An 11,755-nucleotide genomic window follows, 5' to 3' on the forward strand; every position below is an offset into this window, starting at 1 on the left:
CGGACAGCCCCCCGTTGTCACCTACTCCAGAAACCCGCCCTGGGTCAGATAGTCCGTCGCCACGGCAGCAGCGGCTTCACCACCCACCTGCACGCGACCATTGAGTTCCTGCAGCACTTCCAGCGACAGCCCTTCGAACACCGGCTTCAGCAGTTCCTCGATCTGCGGATATTCCGCCAGCACTTCCTCACGAATGATCGGCGCAGGCTGGTAGACCGGCTGCACGCCCTTGTCGTCTTCCAGCACCTTGAGACCCGAGGGCGCGATGCCGCCATCGGTGCCATAGACCATGGCGGCGTTGACGCCGTTGGTCTGCTGGGCCGCCGCGGCAATGGTCGCGGCCGTGTCGCCACCGCTGAGGGTCACGAGCTGGTCCGGCGAGAGCGTGAAGCCATAGACTTCCTGGAACTTGGGCAGAGCCGCCGGCGAGTTGACGAACTCGGCCGATGCCGCGAGCTTCACCTCGCCACCACCGGCAACCCAGGCGCCGAATTCGCTGAAGGTGTTGAGGCTGTTGGCCTCGGCCACGTCGTTGCGGATGGCGACGGCCCAGGTATTGTTGGCCGGCGACGGGGTCAGCCAGACGATCTTGTTGGCCTCGAAGTCGAGCTTGGCCGCTTCGGCATAAGCCGATTCAGCATTGTTCCACAGCGGGTCGTCGGCCTTTTCGAAGAAGAAGGCGGCATTGCCGGTATATTCCGGATAGATGTCGATTTCTCCCGCGGTGATGGCTTCGCGTACGATGGGCGTGCCGCCGAGCTGGATGCGGTCCTCGACCGGAATGTCGTTGGATTCAAGCACCTGCTTGATGATGTTGCCCAGAACGCCACCCTCGGTGTCGATCTTGGAGGAGACGACCACCTGGGCATTGGCGGCGGTCATGGAAATGGCAAATGCCGCAACGGCGGTCAGCAGCGTGGAAGTGAGGCGCATTGGTTTCTCCGTTTTCTCCGGGCTCCAAACCCGGCTGTCCCTGTCTGGCATGATCTGGTCGGAAAACCGGTAGCCACTTTTCCGGATCATGCCTTAGCGTAACCCTTTGGCGAAATTGGGCGAGGCTCCCAATGCTAGGCAACCGGGCCCAACGCGAAAAACTCGTCCAACTCCATAATCGTTGAGTGAGAAATTAGTTCGTTCATCAGCGCATCGGAGGCGAGAGCCTGTTCGACGGCTTCTACTTCGGCCGATAGCGGGCGGTCCTGCCAGTATGTGTCAGCATGGCGCCGCACCAGCGCATAGATGATGCCGGGAACATTGCCCGGAGCATCGCCCGATATGTCCATGGCCTGCGCCGCGAGTATCCCTTCGAGCGCCGCCAGCCGCCGCAAGGCCAGCACCTGGCGCTCCAGCCGCTCCACTACCAGCGGCAGGAAAGCCGCCTCATCCTCGATACCTCCGGCCACCACCATGGACATGGGCGAAATCGCATTGGTCATGGTCAGCACGCGGGCGAACAATTCCCCCGCCAGCTTGATGATCGGCCCGAAACCGGTGGCAATGGCGCCGGGTTGCACCAGGTTGACCGGCAGGCCGCGCCGTCCGCCATTGCCCAGCAGCACGCAGCGGTTGAACGAATTGCGCGCGATATGGGCCAGCCCCAGTTGCGCGGTCTGCAGGAACACGGTGACGTCGAGCGGCAGCGAACCGCCCGATGTCAGCACCTGCCCGCCGGCAACCACAGGATTGTCATCAGTCCGCCCGGTGGCGGCCAGCAGGATCTTGCCCGCCGCCACCAGCGTCTCGAAGCCGGTGGCAAATACCTGGCTCATCATGCGCAGGCTCAGCGGGTCCTGGATATGGGTGGCGTCGGGCCAGTCCCAGCCCTTGGCATTGAAATAGAGCCAGGCGCCGATACCGGCCTCGCGCTCGGTGCCGACATGGGCCACCGCCTTCCACGGATCGCGCGAGGCGCCCAGCGCCCCGGCCGTGGTCAGCGCCGTCGCCAGCATCACGCGCACCGCCCCCGCCGCCTCGCGGATGGCATTGGCCGCCGCGGCATAGCCCACTGCATTGGTCGAAATCGAGGCCAGACTATCGCGCGGCGCCAGCCGGAAGGGCTTCAGCCCCGCCGCAGCCAGCGCGTCGCCCGCCGGCAGGCGGCGGCTGTCGAACATGGCTTCGCCCGCCCCGGTCAGCACGGCGCCGATCTGCCCCATCAGGCCGATATCGGCGCAACCGATCGAGCCGGTGCGCCGCACCACCGGCACCACATCGGCTGCGAGCAGCGACAGATAGGCTTCCACCAGGTCGGTAGTGCAGCCGACCCGTCCGGTCAGCGCCATATTGACCCTGATGGCCATGGCCACGCGCACGGTCTCGCTGGAAAAGGCCTCGCCCGTGCCGAAATGATGCGCCCGCACCAGGCCCATATTGAAGGCATCGAGCTGGTCGGGGGTCCACTCCACATCCTTCATGGCGCCCACGCCGGTGGTGGAGCCATAGACCGGCTGGTGGTTGGCGATGGTCTGTTCCACTACCACGCGCGCCTCGGCCACCCGGTGCAAAGCGGCCTGGTCGGCGGCCAGCGGCGCACGCCGGGCGCCGATCCGCACCATATCGGCAAAGCTCAGCGGCTTGCCTTCGAGGACTATGGGCGTTGCATGCAAGGTAGGGGCCTGTTGGTTCATGCCCCCAAGCTATCGGATAGCAGCCCGTTATGGGAGCCCTGCGACATAACTTCCCATTCGTGCCCTTCTGGCCGAATGTCGCATTGCCGACCGGCCGGCTTTGCGCGCTGATTGCCGATAGCAAACCCAGGAACATCCGTGACCGAAGCTCTTATCGACCATCCCTATCGCCGCGCGATCATGGATGAGGTCCATGCCAGGCCCGTGGAAATCGTGGACGGGCCGGCGCGCATCCGCCGCCTGATCTTCATCATGCCATCAGAAGCCGGCGCCATGACCCGGGTGTTCGAGAACTTCACCGCGTTCTGCGCCGGGGCCGGCGTCGCCGCGCCCGTGGACCGCCAGCACAGTTTCGATATCGGCGCGCGCCACATCACCTGGGAGTTCCACACCGAATTCGTCACCGTCACCTGGCGCAGTGCGCTGACCGACCGGACCAACGTCCCCGATGGCATCGGCATCGACATCCTGGCGGACAGCTTCCTCATCGGCTCCATGCGCATCGATGTCACCGGCGACAATACGCTGCCCGAGCGCCTGCTGGCCGGCTTTGCGCAGGCCAGCCTGTGCCTGACCAATATCGACAATGGCACCGCCCAGGTAATGACCGATTTCGTGCCCGATGCGGACAAGTTCATCCGCTACGAATTCGCGGCGGGACAACTCAGCACGCTGCGCCGCTCCATCCTCACCAGGCGGCTGCTGGAGGTGGAAACCTACCGCATCATGGCCTTGCTCGGCCTGCCGCTGGCGCGCGAGCTGTCCCCCGCCCTGCGCACCGCAGAAATCGAGCTGGGCGAACTGGTGGAGTCGCTGTCCGAAGCCGAGAGCCTGGAGGCGGTGAAAGCCGCGCTCGCCACCCTGCACGCCCTTTCGGTCCGCTCCGGGCAGTTTTCCGAGCGGCTGGGTTATCGCTTCGCGGCGAGCCATGCCTATGGCGACATATTGCGCGCGCGGCTGGCCGGCCTGCGCGAAACGCCCACCGGGCTGGGCTCCAGCCTCAGCCATGGCGTCGGCAATCGCGTCGATCCGGGCCTGGCCACCTGCGCCGCCATGGAAAAGCGCCTCAACGTCCTGGCCCAGAAGATCGAGCGGGCAACCGCCATGCTCAATGTCCGCATCAGCCTCGACATGCAGGTACAGAATTCGGCCGTGCTGGACACGATCGCCCAGACCGCCGTGAGCCAGTTCCGGCTGCAGCGCACGGTCGAGGGCCTCTCGACCATCGCCATCAGCTATTACCTGTTGGGCATATTGAGCTATTTCCTCGCCGGCCCGCTCGAGGAACTGCACCTGCCCAAGACCCTGACGCTGTCGGCCGCCGTGCCCTTCGTACTGCTCGCTGTGTGGCTGATGGTGCGCTACATCCGCAACGCGCATTTCACCGGCAAGAGTTGAGCCGTCACTTCATCCAGAACATCGGCAACAGGTCCACCGATACCGGCTCGTTCTTGTCATTGGTCGCCATGACGTCTGCCATATGCGCCCACCAGCGCTGCATGACCGCGGTATGCGGAAGGTCGTCCATCGTGTGGTCCTTGCGCCGCCACAGCACGCCGAACAGGATATTGGTCTCTTCGTCCAGATGGATCGAATAGTCCTTCACCCCCGCTTCATGCAGCAGGTCCACCAGTTCAGGGAAAATCGCGTCATGGCGCTTCCGATACTCGGCCGCCATGCCCGGATTGAGCTGCATCTTGAAGGCGTGCTTTTCATACCCACCATCCTCGATCATGCGCGCTGCCTCCACATGCGGAACAATATCGGCAGCGCGATAACCACGATCAGCAGCGAGCCGGTGAAGATGGTCATGACGATGCCGGGCACATTGAGCAGGCCGAGCCCGAACGTCACCAGCCCGACGATGACAGCCGCCAGCACCACCCCGAGAATGGAGCCCGCGCCGCCCAGGATCGACACCCCACCCAGCACCACCATGGTAATGGCTTCCAGCTCGAACCCCTCGGCGATCGAAGGCCGCGTCGAACCCAGCCGCGCCGTCAGCAGCACGGCGGCCATGCCGCTCATCAGCCCGGTCAGGCAGAACAGGATGAACTTGATCCGCTCCACCCGCACACCGGAAAACCGCGCCGCGACGTCGTTATTGCCGATGGCGAAGATGCGCCGCCCGAAATTGGTGCGGTGCAGCAGCACCCAGTAAATGACGGCGCAGACCAGAAACAGCACCAGCTCGAACGAGATCACCCACCAGACATAGCCCTGCCCGAACCAGGAAAAGCTCTTGGGATAGCCCTTGAAGCTCTGGTCGCCCAGAACGATGAAGGCGATACCGCGAAACAGGCTCATCGTACCGATGGTGACCACGATCGACGGCAGTTTCAGCCCCGTCACCAGAAACCCGTTGAACGCCCCGCACACAATGCCGACGCCGATGCCCACCATGACCAGCACCGGCGTATCCGCCCCATATTGCAGCGCCAGCCCCATCATGGTCGACGCCAGCGCAATGATCGAGGCCACCGACAGGTCGATCTCCCCCGAAATGATCAACAGCGCCATGGCCAGCGCGATCAGCGCCTTCTCGGTGAAATTGAAGGTGAGATCGCTCAGGCTCCACGCATTGAGGAAATAGGGCGAGGCAAAGGAATTGAGGATGAAAATCCCCAACGCCACCAGCACAAGCAGGCTTTCCCAGCTCAAGACGGCAGATTTGAGCGGCTTGTCGAGCCGATCGGGCAGCGAGCGATGGAGGGATGTATCGGTCATGGCATAGTGTCTTCCGAGCCGCCGGACTGGCTTCCCTCCCCCTTGTGGGGAGGGAGTGAGGGTGGGGGTTGGTCAAGCGCCGAAAGAATGGCGGTCATAACGCCATCAAGATTGCGCATGACGTCATCATTGCCGATGCGAATGATGCGGTAGCCCTGCGAAGCAATGAAGCGGTCACGGTGAGCATCATGATGTGTTGCCGCATCCGTCCCATGCGTATCGCCATCAACCTCGATCACCAGCCGGCGCGCATGGCAGGCGAAGTCGGCATAGTACCGCCCCAGGGGAACCTGCCGCCGAAAATGAAAGCCAAGCGCGCGCAATTCACGCAATGCGTTCCAGAGCCTGGCTTCCGGCGCCGGCATCCGCTTGCGCAATTCCCTTGCCCGCTCAATGCCCAAACCACCCCCCACCCTTGATCCCTCCCCACAAGGGGGAGGGAGACGCAGGCTGCGCCTTCTCTGCCTCACTGAAGCACAGGATTTGCTCTGAACAAAGAAAGCCGGTGAGCAGGCTTCCCGCCCCCTTGTGGGGAGGGAATGAGGGTGGGGGTATGTCTGGCACAAACCCATCACACCCCCTCCGCCGTCTTCAAGATCACCCGCCCCTTGCGCCGCTCGCCTCGCGCATTGAGCACCACGGCCAGCAAAATCGCCGCGCCCGAAATCGCCATCTGCCAGAAGGGCGAAATGTTGATCACCGGCAGGGCATTGTTGATGACGCCGAGGAAGATCGCCCCCAGCAGCACGCCACCCACGCTGCCGATGCCGCCGGCAATCGACACGCCGCCGATCACGCAGGCGGCGATGATGGTCAATTCATACCCGCCGGCCACTTCCACCGAGGCAATCACATAGCGCGAAATCCACAGATACCCGCACAGGCCGGCCACCGCCCCCGATATGACGAAGGCATAGAATTTGGTCCGCCCCACATCGATGCCGGTATAGACCGACGCCGTCGGATTGACGCCGATGGCATAGAGCGCCCGCCCCAGCGGCGTCCGCGTCATCAGCACCCAGAACAGCAAAGCCACCACAATGGCGAACCAGCTCAGCAGCGGCAGGCCGAGAAATACCGCGCGTTGCAGGCCGATGAAATCGGGGCTCATCTGCGCCGCGTTGACCCAGGCGCCGCCCGAAATCACGAAAACCAGCCCGCGGAAAATGGTCAGCGTGCCCAAAGTCACCACGATGGGCGGAATATCGAGCTTCCAGACGAGAATGCCGTTGAACGCGCCAAGCGCCGCGCCGACCACCACACAGCCCGCGATCAGCAGCGGGATCGGTACTCCCGGAAAGGCCGCATTGGTCATGGCAACGATCATCCCGGTCAGCGCCAGGTTGGACGCCATGGAGAGGTCGATCGACCGCGTCAGGATGACCGCCATCTGTCCCAAGGCCAGCATCATCAGGATGGAGGTGTCGTTGAAAATGGTCAGCAGATTGCCCGGCTGGGCAAAGCGCGGAAAGCGCGCCGTCACCAGGACAAGCACGAGCAGGATGGCCAGAAACAGGAAGATTTCGCGGTGCTTGAGCAGCCGGTTCATGCCGCATGCTCCTCGGCAATACCCGCGGCCAGACGCACCAGCGTTTCCGGCTTGAGGTCCGTGTTCTCAAGTGTGTCGATGACCCTGCCCTCGCGCATCACCACGATGCGGTCGCTCATGCCCAGCACTTCGGGCAGTTCCGACGACACCATGATCACGCTCAGCCCCTGCGCCACCAATTCCCCCATGAATTCATGCACCGCCGCCTTCGAGCCGATATCGATGCCCTTGGTCGGTTCATCGAGAATGATCACCTTGGGCAGGGTCGCCAACCATTTGGCGATCACCACCTTCTGCTGGTTACCACCAGACAGCGTCGACACATTCTGGCTCAGCGACGAGGCGCGCAGGTCCAGTCGCTCGGTATAGGTCCGCGCCAGCGCAAACTCCTCCGCCATGCGCAGAAAGCCCGATTTCGACGTCTTGCCCAGCGACGGCAGCGACACATTCTTGAAAATCGGCTCGCCGGTGATGACGCCCTGCTTACCCCGCTCCTCGGGCACATAGACGATCCCGGCCTCCACCGCATCGGCTGGCGATTTCGGCGCAATCGCCTCGCCCTCCAGCGTCAGCGTGCCAGCCGAAGTCTGCGTCAGCCCGAACACGGCCTGCATCACTTCCGAGCGCCCCGCGCCCACCAGGCCATAAAAGCCCAATATCTCGCCCTTCCGCACCGCAAAGGACACGTCATCGAACTCAGTTGGATGGCTCAGCCCCTTGGCTTCCAGCACCACCGCGCCGATGGCGGCCTGGCGCGCCGGGAAAATCTGGTCCACCGAGCGGCCTACCATCAGCCGCACGATTTCGCTCTGGCTGGTCTCCCTGATCAGCCCCTTGCCCACCTGCTCGCCATCGCGGAACACGGTGTAGCGGTCGGCAATGCGGTAAATCTCATCGAATTTGTGGCTGATGAACAGGATGGCCTTGCCGTCCTGCTTGAGCAGGTCGATGAGCACATAAAGCTCCTCGATTTCCTTCTGGCTCAGCGCCGCGGTCGGCTCGTCCATGATGACGACCTGCGCGTCGATGCTCAGCGCCCGCGCCACCGCCACCAGATGCTTCTTGGCAATGCCCAGTTCCTTGAGCTTGATCCCGGCATCGATCCCGGCCGCCATGGAATCCAGCGTTTCCTGCGCCTCTTCGCGCATCTTGCGCCAGTCGATCAGCCCCAGCCGATTGCGCGGCGCATGGCCCAGATAGATATTCTCGGCCACGGTCAGTTCGTCGAACAGCACGGTTTCCTGATGGATGGCGGTAATCCCCACCGCCGAAGCCGAATGCGCCGTCGGCAGGCTCACCACCCTGCCCGCCACCGAAATCTCGCCGGCATCGGGCTGGTAGATCCCGGTCATCACCTTGACCAGGGTCGATTTCCCCGCCCCGTTCTCCCCGATCAGCGCGGTGACCTCGCCGGCGTAAAGCTCCAGCGCCACATCATGCAGCGCCCGCACGCCGGGAAAGCTCTTGGATATGCCTGACAGGGTGAGGATGGGGTCGGTCATTGCTGATTATTCCAGTGCTTAGTTGGCACGCCCTCGTGGTTCGAGGCGCTGAAGAAGCGCACCTCACCATGAGGGCTACTTTTGGCACTAGTGTACCAGTAGCCCTCATGGTGAGCCGGGAGTGACACCCTCGAACCACGAGGGCGTGGCACGATCCCAAGGCTCACAAGATAAAAAGCCCGGCGCCGATCAGCCGCCGGGCCAGGTCAGATCAATAGATCTTCGAGAATTCTTCGATGTTGGTCTCGTCGAAGGTGAACGGCGGGGCCATGGCGGCCGAGTTCGTGTCGTCCAGGGTGATCTCGCCCACGCGGCCGATCGAGATCGTGGCGCCCGGCTCGGCCTTGGCCGTGCCCTTCGACCAGGTGGTAGGCGATCTGCACGGCCGAGTAGCCCAGGTCGATCGGGTTCCACAGCGCCACGGCCTGGCTCGCGCCATTGTCGATGAACTTCTTGAACTCCGCACGGCAGTGCAAGGCCGGTCACGTTGATCTTGCCGATCAGGTTGTCGTCGGTGACCACCTGGGCGGCAGCCACGACGCCGACCGTGGTCGGGGCGATGATCGCCTTGAGATCGGGGTAGGAGGCGATCAGGCCCTTGGCTTCGTCGGTCGACTTCACCGAGTCATCGTCACCATAGACGGCGGAGACGAGGTTGATATTCGGAGAACTTGTCCGGCATCGCGGCCTTGGCGGCTTCGATCCAGGCATTCTGGTTGGTCGCGGTGGACGCGGCCGAGAGGATCGCGACATCGCCGCCCTCCGGCAGGTAGTCGGCCGCGAGCTTGATGATGGTTTCGCCGATCAGGTTGGTGTCCGACGGGTTGAGGTGAACTGAACGGCCTTCGGCCGCGACGCCCGAGTCCCAGCTGATCACGGTGATGCCGCGTTCCTGGGCGCTCTTCAGGGCCGGAACGAGGGCGTCGGGATCGTTCGCCGAGATCGCGATGGCGTTCACGTTCTGCGCGATCAGCGAGTTGATGACCTCGATCTGGCCTTCGGCGGTTGCCGTGGTCGGGCCGGTATAGATCACCTCGACATCGCCGAGCTCGGCCGCAGCTTCCTGCGCACCCTTGTTGGCGGCATCGAAGAAGCCGTTGCCGAGCGATTTCACGACGAGCGCGATCTTGGTCTGGGCCATTGCGGGGGCCGAGAACATGACGGCGGTAAGGGCCGTCGCGACGGCCAGTTTCTTCATAAGGCTCATTGGTTTCCTCCCTGAGCGATGAAAAGTCGTAGTCTTGTCTCCAGCCGGTCAGGCGACCGACTGGGATTTCTGCTCCGCGGCTTCCACCACGGTCAGCTCGATGCCCGCCTTCTCCAGCATGGTGCGATCCTCGTCGCGGATGCCGCTGTCGGTGATGACGGAATGGATGCGGTCGAGCCCGCACAGGATCAGGCTCGAGCGCGCGTTGAACTTCGAGGAGTCGGCGAGGACGATCAGTTCCTCGGCCTGGTTGATCAGCGCCAGTTCCGACTGCACGACCATCGGGTCGGCTTCCATCAGCCCGTGCTGGCCGAGGCCCTGGCAGCCGATGAACATGCGCTTGGCGTAAAAATGCGAGGCGACCACGCCACCAAACGGCGACAGGATCACGTTCTGCTCGCGATAGATCGTGCCGCCGGGGATGACGACCGAGTTGCGCGAGTTGTGGATCAGGAATTCGGCGATGCCGAAGCTGTTGGTGAACACCGAGAGCCGGCGGCCCGTCAGGTGGTGCACCATCTGGTAGGTGGTGGTGCCGCCGTTGATGATGATCGGCTCGCCGTCCTTGCACAGCTCGACGGCGGCGCGCGCGATTGCGCGTTTGGCAGCGATGTTGATCGTTTCGTTGACCGAAAACGGTCGCCCGACCAGCCCGCCCTGCTCGGGCGGGTTGATGGCTTCGGCCCCGCCGCGCACCCGGCGCAGGCGGTTCTGCACATGCAGCGCGGCGATGTCGCGGCGGATCGTCGCCTCCGAAGTGCCGGTCATCTCGACCAGTTCGGCGACAGTCGCCAGCGGGCGTGCCTGCACGGCGGCCAGAATGACCCTATGGCGTTCGGTTTCGTGCATGTCGTCTCCTGGGTCGAGTCATTTTCACCAAAAACCATCAATGTCAATCAGCTTGAAACGGATGATTTCGACTTTTGATGATTACTGATGGTTTCTGATTGACAGTGGACCGCGCGCGGCGCATGTCCCGTCACCAACATTCGGCAATATGACTATCGGGAGGGAGCCCATGTCCAGCACAGCGCCCGCGCGCCTTCAGAACCTTTGGGACGATGCCAAGGCGGCCGCAATGAGCGAGCCCGAGCGGTTGGTCTATCGCTCCAACATCCTCGGCTCCGACAAGCGCGTCACCAATTACGGTGGTGGCGGCAACACCTCGTCCAAGATCTGGCAGAAGGATCCGCTGACCGGCAGGACGTCGAAGTGCTTTGGGTGAAGGGCTCGGGTGGCGTCTTCCGCGCCTCGATCAAGCTCGACGGCTTCTCCACCCTCTATATGGATAAGCTCCGCGGGCTGAAGCCTCTATCGTGGCGTCGCGCTCGAAGACGAGATGGTCGGCTACCTGCCGCACGCCCCTTCAACCTCAACCCTCCCGCGCCGCCTCCATCGATACCCCGCTGCATGCCTATGTGCACCCTTTGTGGACCACATGCATCCCGATGCCATCATCGCCATCGCTTCGAGAACAGCGAGGAGCCCTCACCAGGAGATCTTCGGCGACGCCATCGGCTGGCTGCCGTGGAAGCGGCCGGGCTTCGAGCTCGGCCTGTGGCTGGGAAAAGTTCTGCGTGGACCACCCCGAACCAAGGGCCTCATCCTCGAGAGCGCACGGGCTGTTCACCTGGGGCGACACCCCCAAGGCGTGCTACGAGCCACCATCGGCACCATCAACAAGGCGATCGCCTGGTTCGAGAAGAATACCGCCGGCAAGCCCATCTTTGGTGGTCAGGTGGTGGCGGCGTTGCCGGCCGAGGAGCGCCGCGCCATCGCCGCGCGGCTGATGCCGAAAATCCGCGGAGCTGATCTCCAACGAGTTCAAGATGCTCGGTCCACTCGACGATCAGCGCGGCGGTGCTTGAGTTCGTCGGAAGAGGGACCTGGGGTTCCCTTGGCAGCGTTGGGCACCTCATGCCCGGACGATTTCCTCCGCACCAAGATCGGCCGCTTAGTGATGGACTTCATCCCGCCAACCCCGATTCGATGCCGGTCGCCGGCCACCAAGCAGGCGACGGCGGATTACCGCGCCGACTACGCGGGCTACTACAACCCGCTGCAAGCACCCCGACAGCCCGGCGATCCGCGATGCCAACGCCGTCGTCTATCTGATGCCGGGCGTCGGCATGTTCACCTTCGC

The 11,755-nt window shown here is 63.4% G+C and carries 9 protein-coding genes and 2 pseudogenes; 2 read left to right on the forward strand and 9 right to left on the reverse strand.

Annotated features, from left to right (window positions below; all coding sequences use genetic code 11):
* Positions 1–21 precede the first annotated feature (21 nt).
* Positions 22–933 (reverse strand): ABC transporter substrate-binding protein, encoded by a 912-nt coding sequence (locus NVV79_RS19100; RefSeq protein ID WP_303992657.1) that lies wholly within the window; start codon positions 931–933, stop codon positions 22–24.
* A gap of 134 nt (positions 934–1,067) precedes the next feature.
* A complete protein-coding gene (locus NVV79_RS19105) occupies positions 1,068–2,627 on the reverse strand; it encodes an aromatic amino acid lyase (protein WP_303992659.1) in 1,560 nt (519 codons plus the stop codon).
* A 138-nt stretch (positions 2,628–2,765) separates the two neighbouring features.
* Here NVV79_RS19105 and NVV79_RS19110 point away from each other — a divergent pair, with 138 nt between their 5' ends.
* Positions 2,766–4,025 carry a DUF3422 domain-containing protein gene (locus tag NVV79_RS19110; protein ID WP_303992660.1) on the forward strand — a complete coding sequence of 420 codons (1,260 nt, stop codon included), beginning with the start codon at positions 2,766–2,768 and terminating at the stop codon, positions 4,023–4,025.
* Between the two features lie 4 nt (positions 4,026–4,029).
* On the opposite strand, the gene rhaM is transcribed toward NVV79_RS19110, so the two are convergent.
* From rhaM to NVV79_RS19145, 7 genes and pseudogenes are all read right to left on the reverse strand, one after another.
* The gene (gene rhaM, locus NVV79_RS19115) at positions 4,030–4,362 is read right to left on the reverse strand and encodes an L-rhamnose mutarotase (RefSeq protein WP_303992662.1); all 333 of its coding nucleotides are present in this window, start codon (positions 4,360–4,362) and stop codon (positions 4,030–4,032) included.
* Complete coding sequence (locus NVV79_RS19120) at positions 4,359–5,354, reverse strand: ABC transporter permease (protein WP_303992664.1); 996 nt, start codon at positions 5,352–5,354, stop codon at positions 4,359–4,361. Before NVV79_RS19120 ends, rhaM begins: the two co-directional genes overlap by 4 nt.
* Entirely contained in the window at positions 5,351–5,755 is a 405-nt protein-coding gene (locus NVV79_RS19125) for an endonuclease domain-containing protein (RefSeq protein ID WP_303992666.1), read from the reverse strand. Before NVV79_RS19125 ends, NVV79_RS19120 begins: the two co-directional genes overlap by 4 nt.
* A gap of 170 nt (positions 5,756–5,925) precedes the next feature.
* Positions 5,926–6,903: an ABC transporter permease gene (locus tag NVV79_RS19130; protein ID WP_303992669.1), complete on the reverse strand. Its 978-nt coding sequence runs from the start codon at positions 6,901–6,903 to the stop codon at positions 5,926–5,928.
* On the reverse strand, positions 6,900–8,405 hold the full coding sequence (locus NVV79_RS19135; protein WP_303992672.1) for a sugar ABC transporter ATP-binding protein: 1,506 nt from the start codon (positions 8,403–8,405) through the stop codon (positions 6,900–6,902). Before NVV79_RS19135 ends, NVV79_RS19130 begins: the two co-directional genes overlap by 4 nt.
* A gap of 211 nt (positions 8,406–8,616) precedes the next feature.
* Positions 8,617–9,612: pseudogene (gene rhaS, locus NVV79_RS19140) on the reverse strand (rhamnose ABC transporter substrate-binding protein).
* Between the two features lie 48 nt (positions 9,613–9,660).
* Entirely contained in the window at positions 9,661–10,461 is an 801-nt protein-coding gene (locus NVV79_RS19145; protein WP_303992674.1) for a DeoR/GlpR family DNA-binding transcription regulator, read from the reverse strand.
* A gap of 169 nt (positions 10,462–10,630) precedes the next feature.
* Here NVV79_RS19145 and NVV79_RS19150 point away from each other — a divergent pair.
* Positions 10,631–11,755: pseudogene (locus tag NVV79_RS19150) on the forward strand (class II aldolase/adducin family protein); the annotation flags it as partial.

It is taken from the genome of Devosia ginsengisoli, from assembly GCF_024707105.1.
Taxonomy (GTDB): domain Bacteria; phylum Pseudomonadota; class Alphaproteobacteria; order Rhizobiales; family Devosiaceae; genus Devosia; species Devosia ginsengisoli_A.

What these genes read in the sequence shown, in the direction of transcription:
- NVV79_RS19145 (WP_303992674.1), bottom strand. Translation starts at nt 10,461, where the DNA reads ATGCACGAAACCGAACGCCATAGGGTCATTCTGGCCGCCGTGCAGGCA.
- rhaM (WP_303992662.1), bottom strand. Translation starts at nt 4,362, where the DNA reads ATGATCGAGGATGGTGGGTATGAAAAGCACGCCTTCAAGATGCAGCTC.
- NVV79_RS19100 (WP_303992657.1), bottom strand. Translation starts at nt 933, where the DNA reads ATGCGCCTCACTTCCACGCTGCTGACCGCCGTTGCGGCATTTGCCATT.
- NVV79_RS19120 (WP_303992664.1), bottom strand. Translation starts at nt 5,354, where the DNA reads ATGACCGATACATCCCTCCATCGCTCGCTGCCCGATCGGCTCGACAAG.
- NVV79_RS19105 (WP_303992659.1), bottom strand. Translation starts at nt 2,627, where the DNA reads ATGAACCAACAGGCCCCTACCTTGCATGCAACGCCCATAGTCCTCGAA.
- NVV79_RS19130 (WP_303992669.1), bottom strand. Translation starts at nt 6,903, where the DNA reads ATGAACCGGCTGCTCAAGCACCGCGAAATCTTCCTGTTTCTGGCCATC.
- NVV79_RS19135 (WP_303992672.1), bottom strand. Translation starts at nt 8,405, where the DNA reads ATGACCGACCCCATCCTCACCCTGTCAGGCATATCCAAGAGCTTTCCC.